The organism is Paraburkholderia sp. SIMBA_054 (assembly GCF_046534875.1).
GTDB lineage: Bacteria > Pseudomonadota > Gammaproteobacteria > Burkholderiales > Burkholderiaceae > Paraburkholderia > Paraburkholderia hospita.
Map to the genome: position 1 here is coordinate 162,631 of NZ_JAWRXV010000015.1, position 26,233 is coordinate 188,863.

25 protein-coding genes are annotated in these 26,233 nt (G+C 65.1%); 16 read left to right on the forward strand and 9 right to left on the reverse strand.

Going from position 1 to position 26,233, the window contains the following annotated elements; genetic code table 11:
- Positions 1-4: 4 nt before the first annotated feature.
- From SB822_RS20090 to SB822_RS20100, 3 genes are all read left to right on the forward strand, one after another.
- Positions 5-745: an AzlC family ABC transporter permease gene (locus SB822_RS20090; RefSeq protein ID WP_079484696.1), complete on the forward strand. Its 741-nt coding sequence runs from the start codon at positions 5-7 to the stop codon at positions 743-745.
- Positions 742-1,065 carry an AzlD domain-containing protein gene (locus tag SB822_RS20095; protein ID WP_007741806.1) on the forward strand — a complete coding sequence of 108 codons (324 nt, stop codon included), beginning with the start codon at positions 742-744 and terminating at the stop codon, positions 1,063-1,065. Before SB822_RS20090 ends, SB822_RS20095 begins: the two co-directional genes overlap by 4 nt.
- Positions 1,066-1,295: 230 nt before the next feature.
- A complete protein-coding gene (locus tag SB822_RS20100) occupies positions 1,296-2,063 on the forward strand; it encodes a DUF4088 family protein (RefSeq protein ID WP_007741812.1) in 768 nt (255 codons plus the stop codon).
- Between the two features lie 55 nt (positions 2,064-2,118).
- On the opposite strand, the gene SB822_RS20105 is transcribed toward SB822_RS20100, so the two are convergent.
- From SB822_RS20105 to SB822_RS20115, 3 genes are all read right to left on the reverse strand, one after another.
- The gene (locus SB822_RS20105; RefSeq protein WP_090835787.1) at positions 2,119-4,365 is read right to left on the reverse strand and encodes an ATP-dependent helicase; all 2,247 of its coding nucleotides are present in this window, start codon (positions 4,363-4,365) and stop codon (positions 2,119-2,121) included.
- 123 nt (positions 4,366-4,488) lie between these two features.
- A complete protein-coding gene (locus tag SB822_RS20110; protein ID WP_079484687.1) occupies positions 4,489-4,755 on the reverse strand; it encodes a hypothetical protein in 267 nt (88 codons plus the stop codon).
- Positions 4,756-4,835: 80 nt separating this feature from the next.
- On the reverse strand, positions 4,836-5,282 hold the full coding sequence (locus SB822_RS20115) for a hypothetical protein (RefSeq protein WP_007750427.1): 447 nt from the start codon (positions 5,280-5,282) through the stop codon (positions 4,836-4,838).
- On the opposite strand from SB822_RS20115, the gene SB822_RS20120 reads away from it, so the two are divergent.
- The 5 genes from SB822_RS20120 (at position 5,281) to fumC (ending at position 11,017) form a co-directional block, all read left to right on the forward strand.
- Positions 5,281-5,475, forward strand: coding sequence for a hypothetical protein (locus SB822_RS20120; protein ID WP_131542704.1), 195 nt, complete (start codon positions 5,281-5,283; stop codon positions 5,473-5,475). The genes SB822_RS20115 and SB822_RS20120 overlap by 2 nt on opposite strands.
- A gap of 126 nt (positions 5,476-5,601) precedes the next feature.
- Positions 5,602-5,820, forward strand: a complete 219-nt coding sequence (locus tag SB822_RS20125; protein ID WP_012400207.1) for an RNA-binding S4 domain-containing protein — start codon at positions 5,602-5,604, stop codon at positions 5,818-5,820.
- Positions 5,821-6,037: 217 nt separating this feature from the next.
- Positions 6,038-7,432, forward strand: a complete 1,395-nt coding sequence (locus SB822_RS20130; RefSeq protein WP_009770773.1) for an MATE family efflux transporter — start codon at positions 6,038-6,040, stop codon at positions 7,430-7,432.
- Positions 7,433-7,832: 400 nt separating this feature from the next.
- Positions 7,833-9,521 (forward strand): phospholipase D family protein, encoded by a 1,689-nt coding sequence (locus SB822_RS20135; RefSeq protein WP_090835788.1) that lies wholly within the window; start codon positions 7,833-7,835, stop codon positions 9,519-9,521.
- Positions 9,522-9,616: 95 nt separating this feature from the next.
- Positions 9,617-11,017 carry a class II fumarate hydratase gene (gene fumC, locus SB822_RS20140; protein WP_007588222.1) on the forward strand — a complete coding sequence of 467 codons (1,401 nt, stop codon included), beginning with the start codon at positions 9,617-9,619 and terminating at the stop codon, positions 11,015-11,017.
- 64 nt (positions 11,018-11,081) lie between these two features.
- Here the strand turns inward: fumC and SB822_RS20145 are convergent, their stop codons facing one another.
- From SB822_RS20145 to SB822_RS20160, 4 genes are all read right to left on the reverse strand, one after another.
- Positions 11,082-11,588: an acyl-CoA thioesterase gene (locus SB822_RS20145; protein ID WP_042306829.1), complete on the reverse strand. Its 507-nt coding sequence runs from the start codon at positions 11,586-11,588 to the stop codon at positions 11,082-11,084.
- Positions 11,589-11,720: 132 nt separating this feature from the next.
- Entirely contained in the window at positions 11,721-12,803 is a 1,083-nt protein-coding gene (locus tag SB822_RS20150) for a GlxA family transcriptional regulator (RefSeq protein WP_090835789.1), read from the reverse strand.
- 28 nt (positions 12,804-12,831) lie between these two features.
- Positions 12,832-14,088, reverse strand: coding sequence for an MFS transporter (locus SB822_RS20155; protein WP_090835790.1), 1,257 nt, complete (start codon positions 14,086-14,088; stop codon positions 12,832-12,834).
- Positions 14,089-14,221: 133 nt separating this feature from the next.
- Entirely contained in the window at positions 14,222-14,362 is a 141-nt protein-coding gene (locus SB822_RS20160) for a hypothetical protein (protein WP_007588226.1), read from the reverse strand.
- 190 nt (positions 14,363-14,552) lie between these two features.
- Here SB822_RS20160 and SB822_RS20165 point away from each other — a divergent pair, with 190 nt between their 5' ends.
- The gene (locus SB822_RS20165; protein ID WP_090835791.1) at positions 14,553-15,266 is read left to right on the forward strand and encodes an ArsR/SmtB family transcription factor; all 714 of its coding nucleotides are present in this window, start codon (positions 14,553-14,555) and stop codon (positions 15,264-15,266) included.
- A 153-nt stretch (positions 15,267-15,419) separates the two neighbouring features.
- Entirely contained in the window at positions 15,420-18,152 is a 2,733-nt protein-coding gene (locus tag SB822_RS20170; RefSeq protein WP_103153669.1) for a DUF6600 domain-containing protein, read from the forward strand.
- Between the two features lie 87 nt (positions 18,153-18,239).
- Here SB822_RS20170 and SB822_RS20175 read toward each other — a convergent pair whose 3' ends face one another.
- Both SB822_RS20175 and SB822_RS20180 read right to left on the reverse strand, forming a co-directional pair.
- A complete protein-coding gene (locus SB822_RS20175; protein WP_007585823.1) occupies positions 18,240-19,211 on the reverse strand; it encodes a thymidylate synthase in 972 nt (323 codons plus the stop codon).
- Positions 19,212-19,465: 254 nt separating this feature from the next.
- Positions 19,466-20,860 carry a sigma-54 dependent transcriptional regulator gene (locus tag SB822_RS20180; protein WP_007585822.1) on the reverse strand — a complete coding sequence of 465 codons (1,395 nt, stop codon included), beginning with the start codon at positions 20,858-20,860 and terminating at the stop codon, positions 19,466-19,468.
- A 549-nt stretch (positions 20,861-21,409) separates the two neighbouring features.
- On the opposite strand from SB822_RS20180, the gene SB822_RS20185 reads away from it, so the two are divergent.
- From SB822_RS20185 to SB822_RS20210, 6 genes are all read left to right on the forward strand, one after another.
- Positions 21,410-21,913, forward strand: a complete 504-nt coding sequence (locus SB822_RS20185; protein WP_079484664.1) for a hypothetical protein — start codon at positions 21,410-21,412, stop codon at positions 21,911-21,913.
- Between the two features lie 80 nt (positions 21,914-21,993).
- Positions 21,994-22,527 carry a hypothetical protein gene (locus tag SB822_RS20190; RefSeq protein ID WP_090835793.1) on the forward strand — a complete coding sequence of 178 codons (534 nt, stop codon included), beginning with the start codon at positions 21,994-21,996 and terminating at the stop codon, positions 22,525-22,527.
- The gene (locus SB822_RS20195) at positions 22,524-23,132 is read left to right on the forward strand and encodes a hypothetical protein (RefSeq protein ID WP_090835794.1); all 609 of its coding nucleotides are present in this window, start codon (positions 22,524-22,526) and stop codon (positions 23,130-23,132) included. The genes SB822_RS20190 and SB822_RS20195 overlap by 4 nt, the downstream gene beginning before the upstream one ends.
- 29 nt (positions 23,133-23,161) lie before the next feature.
- Positions 23,162-24,559, forward strand: a complete 1,398-nt coding sequence (locus SB822_RS20200) for a hypothetical protein (protein ID WP_090835795.1) — start codon at positions 23,162-23,164, stop codon at positions 24,557-24,559.
- An 81-nt stretch (positions 24,560-24,640) separates the two neighbouring features.
- Positions 24,641-25,360: a C39 family peptidase gene (locus SB822_RS20205; RefSeq protein ID WP_079484655.1), complete on the forward strand. Its 720-nt coding sequence runs from the start codon at positions 24,641-24,643 to the stop codon at positions 25,358-25,360.
- A gap of 7 nt (positions 25,361-25,367) precedes the next feature.
- Positions 25,368-26,174: a peptidase C39 gene (locus SB822_RS20210; protein WP_079484652.1), complete on the forward strand. Its 807-nt coding sequence runs from the start codon at positions 25,368-25,370 to the stop codon at positions 26,172-26,174.
- Positions 26,175-26,233: the final 59 nt, after the last annotated feature.

The following is a 26,233-nucleotide window of genomic DNA, read 5'->3' on the forward strand; positions in this document are numbered from 1 at the left end:
AAGATTGACTCACCCTGCAAAACCCGCTCACCGTCTCAAGGAACTCACGGCCGGCGCACGCGACACGCTCCCGATGATCATCGGCGCTTCGCCGTTCGGTGTGATCTACGGCACGCTCGTCGCGTCCGGTCCGCTGCACCTGTGGCACGGCCAGCTGATGTCGTTGGTCGTGTTCGCCGGATCGGCCCAATTCATCGCACTCGGCCTGATAGCGGGCCACGCGAGCTATGCCGTCATCTGGGCCACGACTTTCGTCGTCAATGTCCGCCACGTGCTCTACAGCGCGACGCTCGCGCCGTACGTGTCACATCTGCCGTCGCGCTGGCGCTGGGCGCTCGGCGGCCTGCTCACCGACGAAGTGTTCGCCGTCGCATGGGCGCACTACCGGCTGCATCCGCCGGGTTCCGTCGGGCCGTACTACTTCCTCGGCTCGGGCCTGTCGATGTATCTCAACTGGCAGGTCTGGACGCTGATCGGCCTGCTGTTCGGCGCGGCCTTCCCCGGCCTGCAATCGCTGGGGCTCGACTTCGCGATGGCCGCGACCTTCATCGCGATCGTCGTGCCGCAACTCGTCGCCGTGCGCTATCTGGCGGCGGCGGCCACGGCCGGCGCGCTGGCATTCTTCTGGCAAGGCTGGCCGTACAAGCTCGGCCTGCTGGGCGCCGTGTTCGTCGGCGTGACGGTCGGCGTGCTGCTGTCCTTGACGGCGTTCCAGCGCACCCGCGCAGCGGAGGCATCGCGATGAACTACGTGCTTCTGATTCTCGGCATGGCCGTCATCACATGGCTGATCCGCGCCGCGGTGTTCGTGCTCGGCGACCGCATCGTGTTTCCGCCGCTCGTGCGCACCGCGCTCGGCTTCGTGCCCGTCACCGTGCTGACGGCGATCATTGTCCCGATGACCGTGTCGCCGCACGGCACAGACGCCGAACTCACGTGGCGCAACCCGCAGCTGGTCGGCGCGCTGGCCGCCGTGGCCGTCAGCGCCCTCACGCGCCGTCCGCTGCTCACCATCGCGGTCGGCCTCGCCGTGTTCTTCCTCTGGCAAGGCGTCGTGCTGAAGTAACGCCGGGCCCACGCCCTCGCGCGCCGTTCGACGGACGGCGCGCCGCCCTCAAGTTCCCTTTCAATCCGCCGATAAACACTCGTGGTCCGTGAACCCGGAAGCGTCTATCGACGGCATGCCGGCAAGCCGGACAGAACCGCGCCGGATATCGGTGCCGCCAGCGCACGGGGGCGCTCGGCACGAGGCGAATGCCTCGACGGTGTCGCGCGGTCGACGAAACGGGATAAGACATGGGTCAGATTACCCTTAACATCAAGGACGAAACGCTCGCATCCTTGCGAAAGGATTTCGAGGCGTTCGTGCGGGTCTCAGTGAAGCTGGACCCGCAGTTCGCGACGCCGTCGTTCGAGGATTTTCTGCGTGCAAAGCTCCTCGACAACATGGTGCCGCTGACGGAGCACGCCGTGCAGCGGATGCTGCAGGGCGGCCAGTACGCATGGGCGAAGCGCACGCTGGACAAGGAGTTTCCGGATGTCGTCGCGATCCTGATGAAGCAGGCAAGCGAGTTCGGTTTCGGCTTTGCCGCGCGCTCGGAATGGACGCCCGAAGAACTCGCGAAGCAGAGCCGCGAGTGGGCCGCTGCGATCGTCAAGGAAGCGGAAGGCTCGCCTTCGCTGGTGGACCCGCTCGCCGCGCAAATCAAGTCGGCGGCGCAGGATATCCAGGCGCTCGAAGAAGTGATGCAGACGCCCGCGTGGCGTCTGGCGGAATCGCTGCGTCAGCGGGTGTACGAGGCGAAGGTCGCGTGCGAAACCAGCGTGGGCAGCGCCGCGCGCGAAAAGCTCGGCGAATTGCGCGGCCTGCTGCGTCTGGGTATTTCGCACGGCTCGTTCCAGAAACAGGAAGCGCAGCAGATCATGGAATATCTGCGGCTCCTGAAGCCGGAGATTTTCGTCGAAGAGCCGTATGACGTATTCACGCGGCTCGCCGCCTGGCTGCGCAACTTCTTCATGCCGCCGCCGCGCCCGCAGCAGCAACAACAGCGGCAGTCGCGCTAAGGCCTCGTCTCGGGACACAGGGCGTCGAACCGGACGCCGACACATCGCGGCAAGCTCAGTCCCACATTTTTCTGAGCTTCGCCGCGATTTCTATTTTCGCTTGCGCGGCGGCGGCCAGCCCCGCTCGCGTCGGCGCCGACACGACGGGCGCGGGCGGCCACGCATGCGAATCGAACAGCGGCAGCAGATGCGCCGGAATAAAGCGCGTGCGCGACGCCCACACGTGCCGGTCGGCGAGATGCGTCTGGTTGTGCACGTAGAACCGCTGCGGCATCACGATATGCAGGTCCTCTTTCGCGCGCGTCATTGCCACATACAGCAGGCGCCGCTCCTCGTCGATTTCCTCTTCGCTGCCCGTGCCGAGATCGGACGGAATGCAGCCGTCGACGCCGTTGAGCACGAACACGTTGCGCCACTCCTGCCCTTTCGCTGAATGGATCGTCGACAGGATCAGATAGTCTTCGTCGATCAGCGGAACGCCGGATTCGTCGCTGGTGGCATCGGGCGGATCGAGCGTCAGCTCCGTCAGGAAGCGCTCGCGCGACGCGTACGTGCCCGCGATGCTCTCCATCTGCGCAAGATCGGCCTGGCGAATCGACGCATCCTCGTGATTGCGCTCGAGATGCGGCTCGTACCAGCGCCGCACCATTTCGAACTCGGCGGGCCAGGGCGTCTGCCGTCCGCATGCGGACGCCATCATCGCCACGAACGGATGCCAGTCTTCGAGCGCGCGCGCCGGCGGCGCGAACGCGGCGAGCGCATTCGCCGTGCAGCCCGCAACTGCATGCGCGGCATCCGGCGCGCCGCCTGACTGCAGCGCGTCGGCCCGCGCGGCGATGTCGTCGAGCACGCGCGCAGCCGTCGCGGGCCCGACCCCCGGCAGCAACTGCACGACGCGAAAACCCGCGACGCGATCGCGCGGATTCTCCGCCCAGCGCAGCACGGCCAGCACGTCCTTCACATGGACGGAGTCGAGAAACTTCAGGCCGCCGAACTTCACGAACGGAATGTTGCGCCGCGTCAGCTCGATTTCGAGCGCGGCGCTGTGATGCGCGGCGCGAAACAGCACCGCCTGCGCCTTCAGCTTCATGCCCGCCTCGCGCGCGGCGAGCACCTGCTCGACGATGTAGCGCGCCTGGTCCGCGTCGTCGGCGACAGTGACGAGATGCGGGCGTTGCGCCGACGCCTTGTCGGTCCACAGGTTCTTCGTGTAACGCTCGGACGCAAGGCCGATCACCGCGTTCGAAGCTTCGAGGATCGGCTGCGTCGAGCGATAGTTGCGCTCCAGCGTGACCTGTTTCGCGGGCGGATCGAAATGCGAGGGGAAGTCGAGAATGTTGCGCACGGTCGCGCCGCGAAACGAATAGATCGACTGCGCGTCGTCGCCGACCACCGTCAGCCCGCGCCCGTCGGGCTTCAGCGCGAGCAGGATCGACGCCTGCAGACGGTTGGTGTCCTGATACTCGTCGACGAGCACATGATCGAAACGGCCGGAGAGATCAGCGGCAATGGCGGGCTCGGCCGCCATGTGCGACCAGTAGAGCAGCAAGTCGTCGTAGTCGAGCACGCTTTGCTTCTGCTTCGCGTCGACATACGCGGCAAACAGCATGCGCAGATCGGCTTCCCATTCACGGCACCACGGGAACGCGCTGTTGAGCACGTCGGCCAGCGACGCGCCCGTATTCACGACGCGCGAGTAGATCGCGAAACACGCCGATTTCGACGGAAAGCGCTTTTCCTTCGCGGACAAGCCGAGCTCGTGACGCACGAGATTCATCAGGTCGGCGGAATCTTCGCGGTCGTTGATCGTGAAGGTCGGTGCGAGGCCAATCAGATCGGCGTACTCGCGCAACAGGCGCGCGCCGACGCCGTGGAACGTGCCCGACCACGTCAGCCCCTGCGCGAGCGCCGCGCGCGTGCCGAGTGCAGCGCCCGCGATGCGCGTGACACGCCGGGTCATTTCGAGCGCGGCGCGGCGCGAGAACGTCAGCAGCAGGATGCGGCGCGGATCGACGCCCTTGACGACCAGATTCGCGACGCGGTGCGCGAGCGTGTTCGTCTTGCCGGAGCCCGCGCCCGCGATGACCAGCAGCGCGCCGGACGGATGCGCGATGTCGTCGGTGCCGTATTCGACAGCTTCGCGCTGGGCGTCGTTGAGCTTCGCCAGCCAGTCGGAAGTGGCGGCGGTGGCCGCCGCTGCGGGCGAATCCGTCGCGGCAGAGGATGACGAGGACGGAGAATCGGCGACGGAAAGCACGATTGGCGGGTCGGATAGTGAGGGCGACGCATACTGTATATCCATACAACCCGCGACGACAAGCGCCCCATTTTTCGTGCACTCGCCGCAAACAAAAAGCCCGGCGCGAGGCCGGGCTTCGCCAGGCGGCGTGAACCCGCCGCCCAGCACGTGCAGCAAAAGAACCGCTTACTGCGATTTTGCGTCCTTCACCTTCGCGTCAGCGTTCGCCTTGTCGGCGTCGGCCTGCGCGTCGGCCTTCTTCTGGTCGGCCTTCGCCTGCGCGACGTCCGCCTTCTTGTTGGCCTTCGCCTGTTCCTTGGCGGCCTTGTTGTCGGCATGCGTCATCGGCTCGGTGGCGGGATCGTGCGTCGTCTGCGCGACCGCGAACGTCGTCATGCTGCCTGCGATCAGGGCGGCGCACAGCGCGCTCATCGTCTTGCTTGTCTTTTTCATCTTGTCCTCCCTCTTTCCAACTTCAAAAGCTTGCAGGCGGTCACAGCGCCTGTCGCATCACAGGCGCCGGAAGCCGCTTATCAGTTATGCGCTTCGCCCGATGCCGCCGCGCCTGTCGGCTGGCCCTGCATCTCGGCCTTCAGTTCGTTCGACGCGGCCGCCTTGTCGGCCTTCTTGTTGAGCTTCGCGTTGCTGACCTGGTCCTTGTAGGCAGTCTTCGCAGCGTTTTGCTGTTCCTTCATCTGCTGCTTCGACATCTTTTTCTGCGCGCTGTACTCGGCGTTCGCCTGAGCGTCCGCGTTGCGCTTCTGGACGAGCGGGTCAGTCGAACCGGGTGCGGCGAGGTTCTGCGGCGCGGGCGTCGGCATCTGGACGCCTTGGGCGGCGGGTGCGGCGGCGGGCGCCTGCTGGACCTGAGCCTGGGTGGACAGGTCCGCGGAAGGCTGGGCAGCCGTCTGGGCGAATGCGGCAGTCGACGCCATCGCAGTGAGGGCGGTACCGATCAGGAGCGTACGGAGCTGGGTCATGGCAATCCTCTCTGAAGTTTGTCGATATCGGCACGCGGGCGGTTCGGTCGGCGTGAATTGGCCGATCTCGTGTCCGCGCTTTCAGCCTGCCGAAAAAATGCAGCAGGCTATTCCACAGACCGGGCTTTTGCGAGTGAAGTTCGCCACGAAAGACGTCTGTTACTCAACGTTTCATTTCCTGACAACTGAATAACATCTGCTTGCAAATGCTCCGGCACGTGGCCATTCACTCGCACCCGAACGTCGGGCGCCGCGCGATGGCTTATCATGCGAGTCGCTTTTCAACGACCCTGCCGACCACCTGTCGATCGCAACTGCCATGCCCAACCTCGATTTCACCCTGACCGGCGACTACGTCGAACTCCACAATCTGCTGAAGATTACGGGCCTTGCGGACAGCGGAGGATCGGCGAAAGTGATCGTTGCGTCGGGCGCCGTGACCGTCGACGGCCAGGTCGAAACGCGTAAAACGTGCAAAATTCGCGCGGGCCAGGTCGTGCTGCTCGGCGACACGCGGATCGCCGTCCACGAAGGCTGACGTTCGACAGACCCGCCCGGACGTTGCCGCAAGGCCGCGAGATATGCGGCTGGCATCAGTCGACGGAATTCCCGCCGCCGCAAACCCGCACCAAAAATGTGCCTGTTCATCGACAGCGCCGCGTTCCCGCAATAAGCTGTCCGTCTGGACAGAAAAACAAACGGCGCGCGGCGCACTTGCCGAGCGTGTCGCCCTTTCGCGCAACAGCGCTTCGAACATGAATCCAACCGGAATGTCCCGCGCGCTCAGCGGGCCGCCCACTCTTTCGCGTCACGCCGCCGACACGGCGCGTCTCGCCGCCCCGCTTGCCATCGCACAGCTGTCGCAGATGGCGATGAGCGTCACCGACACCGTGCTGCTCGGCTCGCTCGGCCCCGACGCGCTCGCGGCGGGCGGCCTCGGCGCGAACCTGTTCTTCGTCGTCGTGACGCTGTTGCAAGGCGTGTTGACGTCCGTCAGCGTGAGCGTGTCGCATGCGCGCGGCGCACAGGCCGAAGAACGCGTGCCGCATATCTACTGGACGGGCTTTTTGCTGTCGTTGTTGCTGGCCGTGCCGGCGTTCGTGCTGCTGTCGTTCGCGGCGCCCATCATGATGGCGTTCGGCGAGCCGGCGCTGCTCGCGCACAACGTCGGCGAATACTGCGCGGCACTGCGCTGGGGCGCGCCTGCCAGCCTGATCGGGATTGGCCTGATGCGCTCGTTCCTGCCGGCGATCGGCGCAGCGCGACGGCTGCTGTGGGTGTCGATTGGCGGCGTGTTCGTCAATGGGTTCCTGAACTATGGGTTGATCCATGGCGCGTACGGCTTGCCGCGAATCGGGTTCCTCGGGTCGGCGGTTGCGACGACTATCACCGTCTGGCTCACGGCGCTCATGCTGATGGGTCTTTTGCATCTGCGGCCGCGCTTCCGGCATTTCGTCACGGCCACGCGGCCGAACGTGCCGCTGATGGGCGAGTTGTTCGGTATCGGCTGGCCGGTGGCGATCACGTATGGCGTCGAATCGATGTTGTTTCTTGCCACGGGGCTGATGGTTGGGCTGCTTGGCGAATCGCAGCTGGCGGCGCATCAGATCGCGTTGAATGTGGCATCGGTGGCGTTTATGGTGCCGCTTGCGATTGGTCAGGCGGCGAACGTGCGCGTCGGGTTCTGGTCAGGTGCGGGGCAGCCGCTGGCCGCGCGGCATGCGGGGTTTGTCGCGCTTGGGCTGGGGGTCGGGTTTATGTGTCTGTCGGGGCTGTTTTTGATCACGGCGCCGCGTTTCATTGTCGGGCTGTATTTGCATCTCGATGATCCTGCTAATGCGCCTACTGTGGCGCTGGCCAGTTCGTTGCTGGGCGTGGCGGCGATTTTTCAGATCGTTGATGGGATGCAGACGGTTGGGTCTGGGTGTTTGCGTGGGCTGAAGGACACGCGGGTTCCGATGATTGCGGCTGCGTTCGGGTATTGGGGGATTGGGTTTCCGACTGGTTATACGCTCGCGTTTCATTTTGGGCTCGGAGCGCGGGGGTTATGGTGGGGGCTCGCTGCTGGGCTTGCGAGTGTCGCGGTGTTGATGACGTTACGGTTTCATCGCAAGAGTTTGCGGATTGTGGATAGCGGCGCCGCCGCGTGATGATTTTTTTGCCTCTGCGGGCGCGGGGCTAGCGGCTTGGTTGTTGTGGGCTTTGCGGTGGCCATTCGCGGTTTGGGTTTTGTGGTTTGGGCGACGCCGTTTGGTGTATTGGCCTTTGCGCTGGCATCCGCGATACGGTGTTTGCAGTTCAAGCGTCGCCCCTGTGCGGGGCAACGCTTGAAGGACGAAGGCATAACGCGGATGCCAGCGCAAAGGCCCGAAACACCGACTGGTAACGCCGCCCTCACGGACGCCGTCCCCGCTCATCGAATCCAGGCACGCGCGTTGCAGAGCCAGATTGCGTCGCTATCCGACCCGCATTAACGTTTCCCCGTAGAATGGTCCGGTCGATGGACGACGCCACGACGACCATCCGTGCCGCTTAAGTGGAGGAACAAGCGTGTCGGCTCATAAGAGGAACGGCGCCACCGCATCGCAGCATCAGCATGAACAACGCAGCACCCGCATCTCGCGTCACGCGCCAGGCCCAATGTTGATGCGCGCGTTCGCGCTCATCGTGTCGGCGATGCTGCTGGCAGCATGCGCGACACGCCCGCCCGCCACCGCGTTCGACCGCCCCGTCACGCACGCGCTACCCGCCACCGACACCACGCCACTCGCCACCGCGCTCGCCGCGCCCGAGCGCGCGCATCCGGGTCAGTCGGGCTTTCGCGTGCTGTCCGACGGCACGGAAGCGCTGCAGATGCGCATCGCGCTCGCGCGCGCGGCGACGAAGACGCTCGACATGCAGTACTACATCGCCGAGGAGGACACGACAGGCAAGCTGCTGCTAGCGGCCGCTCTCTACGCGGCGGATCACGGCGTGCGCGTGCGCATGCTGGTCGACGACCTGAACTTCAAGGACATCGACCGCGTGATGGCCGCGCTGAACTCGCACGACAAGATCGAGATCCGCGTATTCAACCCGTTCGGCAGCTCGGAAACGAGCTTCTATCAGCGCGGCCAGAACTTCTTCACGAAGATCGGCGCGTTCACGCGGCGCATGCACAACAAGGCAATGATCGCGGACAACCAGATCGCGATCGTCGGCGGCCGCAATCTCGGCGACGAATACTTCAGCGCAAGCCCGACGCTGCAGTTCCGCGATATTGATGTGCTCGCGGCAGGCCCGATCACTTCCGACATTTCCGGAAGCTTCGACGCGTACTGGAACGACAGCAACGCGTACCCTTTACGTGCACTCAACAAGCAGAAGTTCGATCCGCACGAACTCGACGACATGCGCGACGAACTGCGCGCGCACTGGCGCAAGAACGCCGATCCATACAACGCGAAGCCGCTGAACGCGACGCCGCTCGCCGCGCAGATCGCGAAAGATGGACTGGGACTCGTATGGGCGAGCGCCGAATTCAAGGTCGATTCGCCCGAAAAAATGAAGCTGCCCGCCGATCAGTACCAGAGCCCACCGATGCAGCGGCTCATCGAACTGATGCACGACGCACAGCAGGAATTCCTCATCACGTCGCCGTATTTCGTGCCGCACCAGGCGGGCGTCGATGCGCTCGGCCAGCTCGTGCAGCGCGGCGTGGCCGTCAAGGTGCTGACCAATTCGCTCGCCGCGACGGACGCCGTCGCCGTGCAGGCGGGCTACAGCCCGTACCGCGTGCCGCTGCTCGAGCGCGGCGTGCAACTCTACGAGTTCAAGCCCACACCCGGCGACGCGGCGCCGAGAGCTGGCCTGTTCGGCTCGCAATCGAAAGCGAGCTTGCACGCGAAAACCTATGTGATCGACCGCAAGACGCTCGTGATCGGTTCGATGAATCTCGATCCGCGCTCGGCGCATCTGAACACGGAGCTTGCGCTCGTGATCCACAGCCCGCCGCTCGCCGACCAGGTAGCCAGACTGTTCGACCAGGCTACAGCCCCCGCCGTCAGCTACCACGTGACGCTCGCAACGCCGTCCGAGCTGGCCGTGCTGCGCTACTCGGCGACGCCGCAGGCGAAGCTCGTCTGGACCGACGAGGAAAACGGCCAGCTTCGCCACTACAACCTCGATCCCGGCGCGGGCTTTTACCGTAACGCGCTGACGGGTCTATTCTTGTTGCTGCCAGTCGACGAGCAGTTATAACGGCGCAGTCTCACGTGCAGACAGATTGCAAACTGAGTGCAGAGTGCGCCACTTTCCCGGAAGCCTTCCGATCACCTAGTCAAGCGGAGTAGAACATGACCGAAGATGTACGCATGGAACGCGATACGTTCGGCGAAATCGCCGTGCCGAACGCGAAATTGTGGGGAGCGCAAACGCAGCGTTCGCTGCAGAACTTCAAGATCTCGACGGAAAAGCAGTCGCCCGAACTGGTCACCGCACTCGCGATCATCAAGCGCGCCGCCGCCGAAGTGAACCTGAGCCTCGGCGTGCTCGACGCGACCAAGGCGAAGGCGATCATGGCCGCCGCCGACGAGATCATCGAAGGCAAGCATCCTGACGAATTTCCGCTCGCGGTCTGGCAGACGGGCTCCGGCACGCAGACCAACATGAACCTCAACGAGGTGATCGCCAACCGTGCGAGCGAGCTGATGGGCGGCGAGCGCGGCGAAGCGCGCCTCGTGCATCCGAACGACGATGTGAATCGCGGGCAATCGTCGAACGACGTGTTCCCGACGGCCATGCACGTGGCGGCTGCCGTTGGCATCGTCAAGCATCTGCAGCCGGCGCTGAAGGCGCTGCGCGAGACGCTCGATAAAAAGTCGAAGGCATTCGCCGATATCGTGAAGATCGGCCGCACGCACTTGCAGGACGCGACGCCGCTCACGCTCGGCCAGGAATTCTCCGGGTATGTCGCGCAGCTCGATCACGGCGCGAAGCATGTCGAATCGGCGCTGGCGCATCTGTATGAACTGGCGCAAGGCGGCACAGCCGTCGGCACGGGGCTCAACGCGCATCCGAAGTTCGCCGACGACGTGGCGGCCGCGATCGGCCGTCTGACGGGCCTGCCCTTCGTGTCGGCGCCGAACAAGTTCGAGGTGATGGCAGCCGCCGACGCGCTGGTGTTCGCGCACGGCGCGTTGAAGACGCTCGCGGCGAGCATGATGAAGATCGCCAACGACGTCCGCTGGCTGGCGAGCGGTCCGCGCTGCGGCCTCGGCGAGCTGTCGATTCCCGAAAACGAGCCGGGCAGCTCGATCATGCCGGGCAAGGTGAACCCGACGCAATCCGAAGCGGTGACGATGCTGTGCTGTCAGGTATTCGGCAACGACGTGGCCGTCAACATCGGTGGCGCGAGCGGCAACTTCGAATTGAACGTGTTCCGGCCGATGATCGCGCACAACGTGCTGCAGTCGGTGCGCCTGCTTGCCGACGGCATGCACAGCTTCAACGACAACTGCGCAGTCGGCATCGAGCCGAACCGCGAGCGCGTCGATCAACTGCTCAATGAATCCTTGATGCTCGTGACGGCGCTCAATCCGCACATCGGCTATGACAAGGCCGCGAAGATCGCCAAGAAGGCGCACAAGGAAGGCACGACGCTGAAGGCCTCGGCGCTGGCGCTCGGCTATGTGACGGAACAGCAGTTCGACGAATGGGTGCGTCCGCACGACATGGTCGGCAACGCGAAGCCCTAAAACCCTTCCCTCCCGCGAGGCTCTCTTTGCAAACGTGCAGAGAGCCTCGGCGCGCAGGCTTCCTTTACACCTTGCCCTGCGCCACTTCCTCGGGCTTCAGGTCGACGATCGCATCGAGTGCGGCCTTCACGTCCATCGCGTACTTCGCGAGCGCCTTGTGTTCTTCTGTTTGCGGCTCGAACGACGGCACGGGCACGGGGCTGCCGTTCTCGTTGACGGCGACCATCACGACGAGGCAGTCGGTGGTTTGCAGCAGTTCGCCGCCTTTCGGATCGCCGGCATAGACGGACACATGGATGTGCATGCTGGTGCGCCCCGTCGCGACGACGCGCGCGCGCAGTTCGACCAGATTGCCGACGTGAATCGGCCGGCGAAAGCGGATATTGCCGACGCTGACCGTCACGCAATAGCGGCTCGACCAGACGGCCGCGCACGCGTACGCGGTTTCGTCGATCCATTTCATCAGCGCGCCGCCGTGCACCTTGCCGCCAAAGTTGACCGAAGTCGGTTCGGCGAGGAAGCGGAACGTGGTTTCTGAACGATCCAGCGGCGCAGCGGTTGGCGTGCTCATCTTGACTCCGGTCAAACAAATCGAAAGGAGCCGATTATACGAGCGCAATAAGGCGGCCGCTGTGCTATCGGGCTTTGGACGTCATTCGATGCACGCGAGATGCCGTGAAGCGACGCCCGAGCGGACTTCGATTCAGCGCAGCGCGGACGCAAAGCGCTCGCGATAATCCAGCGGCAACACGCCAAAGCTGCGTATGAACGCGCGCCGCAAGTTCTGCTCGCTGCCGAAGCCGCAATCGAGCGCGATCCGCTTCAACGGGCGGCGCGATTCGGCCAGCGCCCGCGACGCCGCTTCCAGCCGCATCGCCGACACGGTCTTCGCGGGTGTGCGGCCCACTTCGTCGACGTAGCGGCGCGCGAACGTGCGCGGACTCATGCTCGCTTCTTCGGCAAGCCGCTCGACGGACAGGTCGCCGTTCAGGTTCGACGCCATCCAGCCGTGCAGGCCGTCGAACGCGCCGCCCGCCGATGCCTGCGCCGCGAGCGCCGCGCTGAATTGCGACTGACCGCCGGGGCGCTTGACGAACACGACGAGGCGCCGCGCGACCTGCATCGCGACGGGATGCCCGTAATCCTCCTGGATCAGCGCCAGCGCGAGATCGATACCCGCCGTCACGCCCGCCGACGTCCAAACGGCGCGTGAATCGTCCTCCATACCGACGCCGTTCATGGGCTCGCGGATAAAGATCGGCTCGGCATCCACATGCACGCGCGGGAAACGCTCGGCAAGGCGGTGCGCGTCGCGCCAGTGCGTCGTCGCGCGGCGTCCGTCGAGCACGCCCGCCGCCGCCAGATAAAACGCGCCCGTGCACACCGAACAGACGCGCCGCACGTGCGGCGCGCGCCGCGCGATCCAGTCGATCAGCGCGGGCTGCAGCGTGCGCGGATCGTCGACGGGGATGCCGGGGACGATCAGCGTGTCGATCGGCTCGTCGTCGAGTGCATCGAGACGCTGCGTGACGACGGGCAGGCCGGGAAACGTGTCGAGCACGCCGCCGTCGATCGACGCTACCGTCGTTCGATACGCAACGGGTGAAACACGTTCGCCAGATGCCCGCGACACGCGGCGCGCGTCTCGCACGGTAAGCTCGGCACGATGAAACGCTTCGAGCGGGCCGCATGCGTCGAGCAGCACGAGTTCAGGCGCGACGGCGAAGACGATGTGGCGAACCTGCGGCGCGGGCGCGTCGAGGGTTTCGTGGGAAGCGTGCGACATCAATTGATCCTTAAACGGCATGGCTGTTTCACATGCCCGACGCCGCAACCACGCGTCTGCGCGACCACGCAAACGTGATCGTCGCCAGCGCGGCGAGCGCGAGGAACGGAAAAATCGCCACGTTGATCGCGGCCCAGCCGAGATGTGCGAGCATCTGCCCCGCGCACAGCGAGCCGAGCGCGGAGAACGCGAAGGTGGTGAATTCGCTCGTCGCCTGCGTCTTCGCGCGCTCGGACGGCCGGTACGATTGCGCGAGCAGCGTCGTGCCACCGACGAACATCAGGTTCCAGCCGACCCCAAGACACGCGAGCGCCGCATAGAAATGCGGCAGGTCAGTCGAGCGCAGCGCGAGCACGCCGCACAGCGCCGACAGCACGATGCCCGCGCCGATCACACGCAGCACGCCGAAGCGCGCGATCAGACGCGCCGAGAAAAACGACGGCGCAAACATGCCGACCAGATGCCACTGGATGATCTGCGCGCCATCGCCGATCGAGTGCCCGCACGCGACGGCGGCAATCGGCGTCGCCGTCATCACGAACATCATCACGGCGTAGCCGAGCGCATTGTTCGCGAGCGCGGCCACGAAGATCGGCTGCCGGACGATCGCGCGCCAGGGCCGCGCGGGTTCGCGGTGCGCCGCGGCATCCATGTGCGGCGCGGCATCGCGGTAAAGGCTCGCCAGCAGCGCCATCGACAGCAGGCCGAGTCCTGTGACGAGCGCGTACGAGCCGGCAAACGCGACGGGCGCGAGCCAGTCCTTGCTCCACGCGGCCAGCGCCGGTCCGAGCACGGCTGCAACGACGCCGCCCGTGAGCACCGTCGAGATTGCGCGGCTCTTGGCATCGGCGGGCACGGCGTCGGCGGCGGCCAGCCGGTAATACTGCGCGAACGCCTGAAACACGCCGACGGTCGCCGTGCCCGCGCAAAACGCCCAGAAGCTCTGCTGAAAAATCGCGTACACGGAGATCGCTCCGCCCGCCGCGCCGATGGCCGCGCCGAGCAGAAAGCCCGCGCGACGGCCGATGCGCGCCATCAGGAACGACGCGAAAACCGTCGTCAGCGCGGCGGCGACGGTGATCAGCGAAAACGGCAGCGTGGCGAGCGACTTGTCGGCGGCGAGCGTGTAGCCGACGAGACCCGTGAGCGTCAGATCGATCGATACCGACGATGTGTAGAGCGCCTGACAGACGGCGAGCACGCGCGCAGCGCGCCGGCCGTGCGGATCGGCGTGGCCCGGCACGTCGCTGCGGACGGCGGAAGCGGTGGAAGGAGACGGCGGCATCGGTGGCCTCGAGGCTGGGTGACGATGTCGGCATCGTCACATCGATCGCACTGGCAGAAAGGCCAATGATGCATCAATTTCTGCCAGATGCGCACACGCGATTCGCGCAGATACGCCGGGTGCCGCATACGTATCACTTGCGGAAGGTGACGCCTTCGTCGATCGTGCCGTACATCGTGATGCTGCCCGACCCGGCCGACGACGAGCCCGAGCCGCCCTGCGCACACGCGCTGCAAAGGACGACGGCGATGACCACGGCAAACAGGATTTTCATGACTGCGTTATTCGCTAAACGGGAGAAAGCCCTTTTTGATTCTAGCCTGTCTGGTATGACGACCGCAGATTGCCTCGCCCCACGACGCACGCGAGAATGCATCCGACGCTTCACGACAACCTGAAACATCGAATGCACGATGCGCCTAGAGTGGAGCCATGACAAGCGAACCCGGAAACAGGAGACCCTGATGGCCGCCGCACTTTCCTCCGAACCGAACCACTTTCCCGGCCTGAGCCGCATCGGCGCGCTGCTCGCCGATCCTGGCCGCGCCGCGATGCTGTGGGCGCTGATGGACGGCACCGCGCGTCCCGCGGGCGAGCTGACGCTGATCGCGGGCCTGTCGCCTTCGGCGGCGAGCGCCCATCTCGCGCGGTTGACGGACGGCGGGCTGCTCGCGCTCGAAGTGCGCGGCCGGCATCGCTATTTCCGGATCGCGTCGGCGGAAATCGCGTCGACCATCGAGGCGCTCGCCAACGTCGCGCAAGCCACGGCCCCGCAACGCACCGTGCCGCGCCCGGCGCGCACCGTGCCCGTCGACATGCGCTACGCGCGCACCTGCTACGACCACATGGCGGGCGAAGTGGCCGTGCGGGTCTACGAGCGGCTCATCGACGGCGGCCTGCTGACGGTCCACGGCGACGCGCTCGAAGCAACGTCTGACGGCAAAGCGCTGCTCGCGCAATGGGGCATCGACGTGTCGCAGCAACGTGGGCGACGCCGGCGCTTCGCCTGCACCTGCCCGGACTGGAGCGAGCGGCGCCCGCATCTCGGCGGCGCGCTTGGCGCGGCGCTACTCGATTCGTGGTCGTCGCAGGGCTGGGTCGAGCGCACCGACCGGCCGCGAATCCTGCGCGTGACGCCCGTCGGCCATCGTCAGTTCGACGCCTTTCTCGCGCACTGACGAACGATTCGTCTGACTAAAGCGATCCACGCGACAACTTTTGTTACAGCGCCGTCTGGATGGCTTACAAATGAGAGCGCCTTGAAACAGGGGCCGAAGGTACAGTGATTTCACACGGCGCAGCCTGACGCTGCGCCCGATGGAGCGACAACCATGAAATCACTCGCCACACCCGGCACGACATCCAGACACGCTAACCCTGCCCTTCGACGCGATGCGCGTCGAGCTTCGCTCGTGGCGCTCGCCGTCGCGGGCGCGCTGACTTCGCTTGCGTTGCAGAGCGCCGCAGCGCAGGACGCGCCGCCGCCCGCCAACTACGCGCAAAGCGCGCCGGACAGCGATCCGCCGGGACGCATCGCGCGCCTGAACTACATGGCGGGCACGGTCACGACCGAACCGGCGGGCGCATCCGACTGGTCGTATGCGCAGGTCAACCGCCCGCTCACGACGGGCGACCAGTTGTGGAACGACAAGAATGCGCGCTCGGAACTGCACATCGGATCGACAGCCGTGCGCATGGGCGCGCAAACCAGTCTCGACATCCTCAACCTCGACGACAACAGCGCGCAGCTGAAAGTCGCGCAAGGCACGCTGTCGACCCGCGTGCGCGCGATCACGCCCGGCTCGTCGTATGAGATCGACACACCGAACCTCGCGTTGGGCGTGAACGGCCCCGGCGACTACCGTGTCGACGTCGCCCCCGATGGCAGCAGCACCACCGTCACGGTGCGCAGCGGCAGCGCGACCGTGTACGGCGACAACGGCCAGGTGCCCGTCGGTGCCGGGCAGCAGGTCACGTTCACGGGTACGAGCCTGCAGCAGGCGGCCGCGAGCGGCGCGCCCGGGGCCGATCCGTTCGATCAATGGGCAGCGAGCCGCGATGCCGCCGAGGAGCGCTCGGTGTCGGCGCGCTATGTATCGCGCGAGATGCCCGGCTATCAGGATCTCGATGCGAACGGCACGTGGCGGAGCACGCCGCAGTACGGGCACGTGTGGACACCGAATCAGGAGCCCGCCGGCTGGGCGCCGTATCGCGACGGCCACTGGGCCTGGCAGGCGCCATGGGGCTGGACATGGGTCGACGACGCGCCGTGGGGCTTCGCGCCGTATCACTACGGCCGTTGGGCCTATGTCGACGATTCGTGGGCGTGGGTGCCGGGACAGGCCGCCGTCAGCGAACCGCCCGTGTATGCGCCGGCCCTCGTCGCCTTTGTCGGAGATGGCGATGGCGGCGGCAGTGACTGGGGCGTGAACCTCGCTGTCGGAGGTGTGGCGGCGGCTGGTCTCGCGTGGTTCGCGCTCGGACCCGGCGAGCCGTGGCATCCGCACTGGGGCCGCGATCATGACTGGAGCCCGCGCTATTACGAGCGCGTGAACAACACGGTCATCGTCAACAACCGCGTGGATATCCATAACAACACCCACAACACGTACATCAACTATCGCGCGCCGGGCGCCGTGACGGCGATGCCCGCGACAGCGTTCGTCCACGGACAGCCGACCAACCGCTTCGCGCATCGCGCCGATCCCGCGCAATGGCGCAACGCGCGTTTCAATGCGGGCGCGCCGGGCATTGCGCCCGTCAGGCAGAGTTTCGGGCCGGGCACGCGCAACGCCGCTTATCGGCCGCCTGCGAATGTGATGGCGCGGCCTGTCGTTGGTACGCGCAATCCGGGTGTCCCGGCTGCGTTTCATGACCGGCTCGCGCAGAATTTTGCACAAGGCGGTCACGGACGCGTGCCGGGCGCGGGCGAGCCGATCGTTCATACATCGGTGCCGGCGCGCTTCGGCGCGCAGACGGTCGGCGGGAATGGGCCGGTCGCGAATGTTCGTGTCGTGCGCTCGCATGCGCCGGGGCAGATGCCCGGCGCGATGCCGGGTGCGCCGATGGCAGGTGGTCCGGGCGCTCAGCGGCCCGGCGGCGGCGCTCCGCAGGGCAATGGGCAGAAGCAAGGGATGCCGGGGCACGGGTTCGTACCCGGACAGATCGCGGGCGCGCCGAATGGCCAGCGGCCGGGTGGCGGCGAGGCGCAGGGCAATGGCCAACCGCACGCCATGCCTACGCAGCCGGGGAACGGCGTACCGCGTCCGCCGCAATTTGCGAGTGGCCGCCCGATGAACGGCATGCCGCAACAGCCGGGTCAGCCCGGAAATGCGCAACGGCCCGATATGGGCGCGGGTCAGCAGCGTGAACCCGCGTGGACACAGCACCATGCACCGATGGCACAGCAACACGGCAATCCGCAGCAGTCAGGCGCGGCACAGACGCCTGGACAGCGTCCGCCTATGTCACAGCCGGGTCAGGTCGCGCAGCAGCAGCGTGAGTCAGCGCAGAGATCGGGGAATGGTTTCGGCGGCGGCGTCGTACAAGGACAGCCGCCGCATGGCCAGGATCAGCGCGGGCAACCCGCACCGATGCAGCAGGCTCAGGCGCAACCGCGTCCGGAGATGCATCCGCAGCCGCAGGTCCAGCAACCGCAGGTCCAACAGCAGCCGCGAGCCGACATGCATCCGCAACCGCAGCAGCAGGCGCGTCAGGAATTCCATCCGCAGGCCCAACCTCAGCCGCGTCCGGAGGTTCGTCCGCAACCGCAGCAGCCGCAGCAGCAGGCGCGTCAGGAAATCCGGCCGCAGCCGCAACCTCAACCGCGTCCGGAGTTTCATCCGCAGCCGCAGCAACCACAGCAGCAGGCTCGCCAGGAATTCCATCCGCAGCCGCAACCTCAGCCGCGTCCGGAGTCTCATCCGCAGCCACAGCCGCAACCTCGTCCGGCGCCGCAGCAGGTGCAACAGCCGCATCCGCAACCCCAGCCCCAGCCTCAGCCTCAGCCGCATCAGGACCAGCGCACGACGGGTGGCGGACACGACGAGCATCATCGCGGGTAAGAACCGGCATCACGCCACAAACAGAAACGCCCGCCGCGAATCGCGGCGGGCGTTTCTCGTTCAAGTCGAAGAAAAACCGTCTACGGATCAGATCGCCATCGGCGCCGTCAGCGGTTCATGGTGGCGGTAGCCGACCAGCGAGAAATCGGACGGCTCGATCTTCTCCAGCCATTCAGGCTCATAGACGCCCGTCTTTGCATACTCGGGCACGCGCTCCGAAATCGCGAGCTGCGGGCTTTCGTACGGATCGCGCATCAGTTGCTGCTGCAACATGTCGAGCTGATTCTCGTAGATATGCGCATCGCCGATGAAGTACGTGAACCAGCGCGGTGTATAACCCGTCAGCCGGCCGACGAGGTGCAGCAGCGTCGCCCCTTCCGTCAGGTTGAACGGCGTGCCGAGCCCGACGTCGTTACTGCGGATATAGAGGCACAGCGAAATTTCGCGCTTCGCGACGTTCGGCAGGAACTGATACAGCAGATGGCAAGCCGGCAGCGCGATTTCCTCGAGCACGGCCGGATTCCACGCATGAAACAAAATTCGACGGTCGGACGGGTTTTTCATGATCGTGTCGAGACACTGGCGAATCTGGTCGATCGCCTTGTACAGCAGCACCTTCTGCACGCCGTCTTCCTCGAACTCGGTAACGGGCGCATAACCGCGCGACGCCGCGTCTTCCAGCTGCGCGCTCGCCGCCGCGTCGAGCACCTTGTAGGCGGGCCACTTGCGCCACTGCACGCCGTACACGCCGCCGAGGTCGTCCAGCCCTTGCCGGTAAGGATTGGCGAGCCACTGAGCGTTTTCGTTCGCGTTCCCGTCCCAGACCTTGCAGCCGAGCGCGCGGAAATCGGCGGCACTGCGCGACGCGCGCAGAAAGCCGATCAGCTCGCCGAGCGCCGACTTGAACGCCAGTTTCTTCGTCGTCACGGCGGGGAAACCCTGCTGCAGATCGAAGCGCAACATCGCCCCCGGCATGCTGATCGTGCGGATTCCGGTGCGGTTTTCCTGCCAGCTGCCGGTATCGAGGATCGTGCGGACGAGGTCGAGGTATTGTTTCATGCGGGTTCCTTCGGCAGGACGCGGGCGCGCCGACCGTTTCTGGGAAAAACCCGATTCTAGCAAGCCGGGCGAACCCACGTGAACGCGCTGATAGCGCCGGGCAGAACGGTCGCAAATGCAACCATCGCAAATCTGAACGCTTCATGCACGGCAGAACGCGGCATTCAGAAACCGACGCTTCGCAAACAAAAAAGCCCGGTCAATTGACCGGGCTTTTTGCCCCTACACCAGCCCGTTATCCGCGAGGCCGGCGCTTAAAGATGCGGCATCGTCGACGGCATCTCCGCGTGCGGCGCGAGCGGCTCGCTTTCCATATGCCGCATGCCGTGCGAGCACAACAACCGGTACAGCGTGACGCGCGAAATACCCAGCTCCTGCGCGGCATCGCCCAGACGGCCCCGATGACGCAGCAACGCCAGTTCGATCGCCTGCCGCTCGGCGGCCTCGCGCGCCTGCGCAAGGGACACGGGTACGATTTCGACGTACTCGGCCAGTTCGAGATCGCGCGCCGTGATCGCCCGCCCTTCCGACATCACGATCGCGCGCCGCACGCGGTTGATCAGCTCGCGCACGTTGCCCGGCCAGCTGTAGTTGTGGAGCGCAGCAATTGCATCGGGCGCGAAGCCGCGCAGCCGGCGGCTCGCATCTTTCCTGAAACGTTCGAGCATATGCCGCGCGAGCAGCTCGATGTCCTTGCCGCGCGCGCGCAGCGGCGGCTCGTCGATCTGCAGCACGCACAGCCGGTGATACAGGTCCGAGCGGAACCGCCCTTCGATCATCGCCGTGTTCATGTCGACGTGCGTCGCAGAAATGATCCGCACGTCCACTTCGATCGAACCATGTCCGCCGAGGCGCTCGACCTTGCGCTCCTGCAGGAAGCGCAGCAGGCTCGCCTGGCTTTCGAGCGGCAGGTCGCCGATTTCATCGAGGAACAGCGTGCCGCCGTTCGCCGCTTCGACGCGCCCGATCTTGCGCTGGTTCGCACCCGTGAACGCGCCGCGCTCGTAGCCGAACAGCTCCGATTGCAGGAGATGCGGCGGAATCGCGCCGCAGTTGATGGGGATGAACGGTGCGTTGCGGCGCGACGAACGCTCGTGAATGGCAACGGCCGTGAGCTCCTTGCCGGTGCCCGATTCGCCGGAAATGAAGACGGGCGCGTCGGTCATCGCGACCTTGCGAATCGAGCGGAACAGCGCGAGCATCGCATCGCACGAACCGACCATTTCGCCTTCCGTGCCGCCTTGCGACGCGTCATTGGACGCTGGCTCGCCAAGCGAAACCATGCCATATGCGTGACCCACCGAATCGACGATCCGGTCGCCCGAATAAGGCACGGTAACGTAATCGAAACAATAGTCGCGCACGAGCCGGCGCAATGCGGCGTCCTGCAACTGGCCTGCCATGGTGGTTGCGACCCAGCCGACATTCGGCATGGTCAAACACGATTCAAACGCCGCGATTTCATGCTGCTGGAAACAGCTCGACAGATCGAGCAGACCACCCGCCGCCATCCCCGAGCGTACGGCGCGGCGGGCATCGCGTGCCGAACCGACAACCTCGACATGCCACCCGCGCTCATGAAAACGCGTGTTCAACTCCGCGCTGGGATCTCTTGATACGTAAATCAGTTGCCGCGTGGCGGATTCCATTATTCAGATCCTCTCGTCAACGAACGTTAAGGATGACGGCATGTGCTGATCTGGATTTAGCTTAGAGGCACGCCTATTCGCACGGGATTCGCAAACAGCGAAAACCGAACGGCCATTCCATTCCGTACGGACAGCTGATCCCCGAAAAACGGCGCGTGTATTGAAACGGCCCAGTAGTGGGCTTTTTTAAAAACGTGTGCTGTGGTTGAGAGCTTACTATACGCGCGAGCCGTCGAAAACAAATATGCGAATTAAATCGTTCAGCCTTGCCCGGTAAGGGTTTGCGGTTCATCAGCATGCTCATTGGGGACCGATTAAAACGGTGGAAGCGCATTCACCATACTTTTTTATCAACGTACTACGCATAGCTCGCGCTTAACGCATGGATTTGAAATCCGCGTGTTTTCTGGTCCAGGTTTCAGACCTGAAACGTTTACGTCCGATTTTACTCGACGGACACCCGCACCATTTCGCCACGTCCAATTGCATCAATGGATTGCGACAGATGGCACACGTTTCGCTAAATGTCCCGTACCAAGGAGAGACATCATGCGACTCGTTTTCCGCATCGACTCGAACCACATTTCACTGCTGCCTGCCGGCGTCGCCGTGTGCGTTGCACTTGCGCTGTCGTCAATGTCAGCCGGTGCAGCCAATGTATACGCGCAGGAATCCTTCACGGATGCGACAAACGTGACGATGGCGACCTCCGCGCAACAGGCAACGGAAGTCGCCGCGGATGAAACATCGAACGCGACCGCGGACACAACGACCGGCGTAGATATTGCTACCGGAGTCGACTCGACTGGCCCGCAGTTCACGAACGTACCGGCCGACAGCGCGGCGATGAGCGACTTCGCGCTTGACGACCAGGTGCTGGCGCGCCAGCGCGGCGGCGCGGCGGGCATGGTGATGGTCGCGGCGACGCCGCAGCTGATGCGCGGCGCGGCCGTGACGCTGTGGGACGAAATCGCGCCACCGTCGCCGCTGCCTATTCCCATCGATGCCGCGCGCACCGCGCAAGGTAACGTAGCGAACTACCAGCGGAAGTAGCACAGCAACACGACGTCGCACGCAAAAGAGACCAGTGCAGACTGTTTCGCACTCCAAATGGATAGTCGGGGACATACAAAATGATCGCTTCATGGGGGATGCTGTGCCGCCGCGCAATGGGTGCAGGTAGCACGACTGGCGCGCCACGGCTCGCGACACGGCTGGCCGTCATCGCCGGTCTGTGCGCCGCCGGCTTCGCAGGCGCGGCCTTCGCACAGGCCGCGAACCCGGGCGACATCATCGTTCAGCGCGAAATCACCCCGCGCATCGCCTATGCGCCCGTGCCGAAAGATCAGGACCCGATCAGCGCGCGCGTCTCGACCTTCCCCGCCACCACCTTCAACCCGACGATGGCGCAAGTCGCGTCGGATGCCGACCTGACCAACGCGCACGGGTCGACGGGCCTCGACAGAAACGTCGCGGGCGGCGCCGGGCTGCAGGCCGTCACGCGCATCCTCACGGGCAACACCACGAACAACAACGTCGCGCTCAACTCGGGCGGCATCGGCCAGCCGGCGCCGGGCGTCGGCGGCAACATTTCGGCGTCGGTGACGGGCGCGCTTGCGCCGCTGTCGACCGCGCTCGGCGGCGCGCTTGGAGGCCTCGGCAAATGAACACACTACTTCGCCCGATTCCGCTGCTCGCAACGCTCGCCCTGGTCGCCGCGCAACCGTCGTACGCGCAGCAGGTGGGACGCGTGAGCGGCGACGCGAGCATCGCCACGGGCGCCGCCGTCAGCGCGACGGGCGCGATCACGGTAAACCAGGCCGCGGGCCTGAACAACGCGCAGACCAACCAGCTGACGATCACCAACGGCGACGCCGTCGCGAACGACAACGCGAGCATGCAGAGCGCCACCGCGCGGGCGCGGGTGCCGAGCGCGCGCGCGTCGATCGAAGGCAACGCGTTTTCGAATTCGTCCGGAGCGGTGATGGTGAACCAGTCTGCGGGCGCAGGGAATCTCCAGCGCAACAGTGTGCTGCTCGGCACTGCGGCGCCTGGGGTCGAGACCGTCTCGGATGGGGTGCTATCCGCGACGGCCGCGAATAACGGCGGTCAGAGTCGAGCGGTCGCACCACAAGGCGTCCGCGAGGCCAGCATTTCCAGCGATGCCTTCAAGAACGTCAATGGAATCGTGCAGATCAACCAGACTGCCGGAGCCGGTAACGCCACGGCGAACAGTTTTGTGCTCCGTCCCCCGGCGGGCACTCTTTTCTAACTGACCACAACTAGTATCGGAGCGAAACCATGAAGCGCACACTCATTGCAGCAGCCGTCCTCGCAGCCGCTTCCACCAGCGCCTTCGCGAGTCCGCTGAAGAACCCGTTCATCTTCAATGCGACGCTGGTCGGAGAAGCCGTCGGGATCGAAGGATTCGTCACGCTGTTCGGCTGCGTCAGCGTCTCCAGCACGGCGGGCGCCGTCGTCAACAACACGCAGCGTGCCTACGCGCACGCCTCGCTCAGCCCGAACGCGCAGTCGTACACCTCCGGCTCCATCACGACGCGGATCGACAACAGCTACAAGTCGATCAACGGCGGCGGCAACGCATGGGCTTCGCTGTCGACCTCGCACTCGTCCGAGTCGTATCGCGCGCAGGGCCATCAGTCTTCGTCGGGCTACGCGTATGGCAACCAGAGCAGCTCGGTCAAGGGCGGCGGCTTCGAGTTCAGCGCGCAGGCAGCGGCCATCGGCGGCAGCTTCAGCCATGAAAGCCAGAACGCCGGCGGCCACATCTCGGCGGGCGGACACGCAAGCACCAGCTATGAAACCGCTTCGCACTACAACCCGTGGACAGGCAGCGCCTCGGGCCATACGAGCATTTCTGGCGGCCTGTCCGCTGGCTACAAGGAATCGAGCTACAGCAACAGCGAGCAGGTCGGCGGCGCGTTCGGCGCAGTCGAAGCCTCGGGCCAGGGCAAGGTGTGGGGTTACAAGGCCAACCAGGGCTCCGGCTATAGGGCCTACGGCGAGCAGTCGAGCGGCTACGAAGTCGAGAAATCGAAGACGCACGACAGCGTCGCTGCGCAGTGGGGATTCAGCTCGTCGGTCTCGAAGACGGACGTCGACGTGTATGGCTCGGTCACGCAGCACATCAACACGCAGAAGGCGGGCAACCTGACGGCGACGACGGGCAGCAACGCCGCGCAGAACGTGAGCGGCAACATCGGCGTCAACATCGCGGAAGGCATCAACAACGCGCAGAGCAACGACGCAGCGCTCGCTTCCGTCGATGCCGGCAACGTGTTCGGCAACGCCCAGGTCTTCAACAACCAGAGCTCGGGAGGCAAGGCCAGCATCAACAACTTCAACGTGAACGCCTCGGTCGGCGACGGCTCGCTGCAGTACGCGTCGGGCAACGTCGGCGTGAACGTCGCGTCGGGCATCAGCAACGTGCAGAACAACAGCATGGCTGCCTCGACGTCGACGGTGTCGCGCAGCCACGGCAGCGCGGCGATGGTGGCGACGGATGAATCGTCGCAAACGGCGGGTGTGGACTTCCGTGGCTCGTTCGAAGGCACGGCGACGCTCGGCGCAGGCGCGCTCAGCCACGCGACGGGCAACATCGGCGTGAACATCGCGGGCGGCGCGGGCAACGTGCAGCACAACGGGCTCGCGATCGCTTCGATGAACACCAGCCGCTAAGAAAGGCAGCTGAAACAGGCAGCCATACGGGATGCGCCGGCGGCCAATGCAGCTGCCGGCGCGACTTGGCAGGAGACCAGCATGTCCGGGTTTGACCGGTTCCCGGCGTTACGACTCGCCGCAACTGCCGTTGCGCTCGTTACTTGCACGTTGTGTGCGCGAGTGAACGCACAGGCGAGCGTCGACACGTCTACCCTCGCAGGTATTCCGCTTACCAAAACGGTGCACTCGATGAGGGACCTGCGTTACCGCCACATCGTCAGCCAGCAGTTCGATTACAGCTGCGGTGCGGCGGCGCTCGCAACCCTCCTCAAGTACGGCTACGGCATCGACATCCCCGAAACGGACCTGATCCGCCGGATGATGGTTTTCTCGACGCCGGAGGTAGTGGTCAAGAACGGCTTTTCGATGCTCGACATGAAGAAGTTCGTCGAGACGATCGGGCTGCGGGGCCGCGGATTCCGCGTAAACACGGACGCGCTGTATCACCTCCAGGTGCCCGTCATGGTTCTGATGAACCTCGACGGCTATGAGCATTTCGTGATCGTCAAGCACGCGCAGGACGGTCGCATCTTCATCGCGGATCCCGCTCTCGGCAACCGGATATTGCTCGAGGAAGACTTCGCGAAGACATGGAATGGCCTCGTATTCGCAGTCGTCGGGAAACCTTTCAGGGAGGATTCCCCGCTGTTGCAGGACAACGAATCGCTGGCCTTGCGGCTGCGCGAGCGCGCGCTCGCCAACGGCACGGCCGCGACTCCCTTTGTCGAATACGGCTTGATCAAGGCAGACCTGTTCTGACTCACCCATGAAGCACTACCTCAACCAGCCCGGCCGCACCTGTTTCGCGACATTGATCGCGACGGCTTGCGGCCTCGCAACCAGCGCTTTCGCCGCAGACGTTTCGACGTCCCGCGACGTGGCGCCGGCGGCGATCCAGTGGCAAAGCGTCGGGGATGATGTGCTCGCCCAGCAGACCGGAAAAGGCGCGGGCGGACAAATGATCTCCGGTTTCGTATTGAACGTACTTTCGCAATGGCAGTTGCCGAACGGCGCGAACGCGCTCGCGCAAGGCAGCCTCTCCGTTGCACGCGATGCGGCGAACGCGCTGACGGCCAACGTCAACACGCTCGCGCGCGTCACCGACGGCCGCGGCAATCCGGGCGCAGACCCGAATGCCCAGACGATCGGCGGACAACGCATCGCGGTCAACGGCGTATCGCAGGTCACGCAGGTGGCGGGCGATCGCAACGCCGGCTTCAACACGGCGACGATCGACTTCAACAACAATCCGCAACTGCTGGCAGGCGGCACGAATGCGCAGAGCGCCGCGGCATCGAACCCGGCGGGCAACGTCAAGGCGGGCATCTCGTTCGGCAACGGCGGCGTGACGGTCGCGCTGCAGACGCCTGCCGGCATCGCATCGCAAACCATTGCACCCAGCAACGCGCAACAGGCCGGCGCGATTGCCCAACTACTGCAGATTGCAGGCAATAACCAGCAAGTCGCCAACCAGTTGCAGCTCTCGTTGCAGACGACGCCCATGTCGTCCTCGATGCTGCGCCAGGCCGGCGTACTACAAGCCCTGCAAAACGCGGTAAATGCAAGGAGATAGGGCGGGCCGCCACCCGCCGAACAGGCGTCATCAGGAGGAGAAGTCGTACAGAAAGCGGC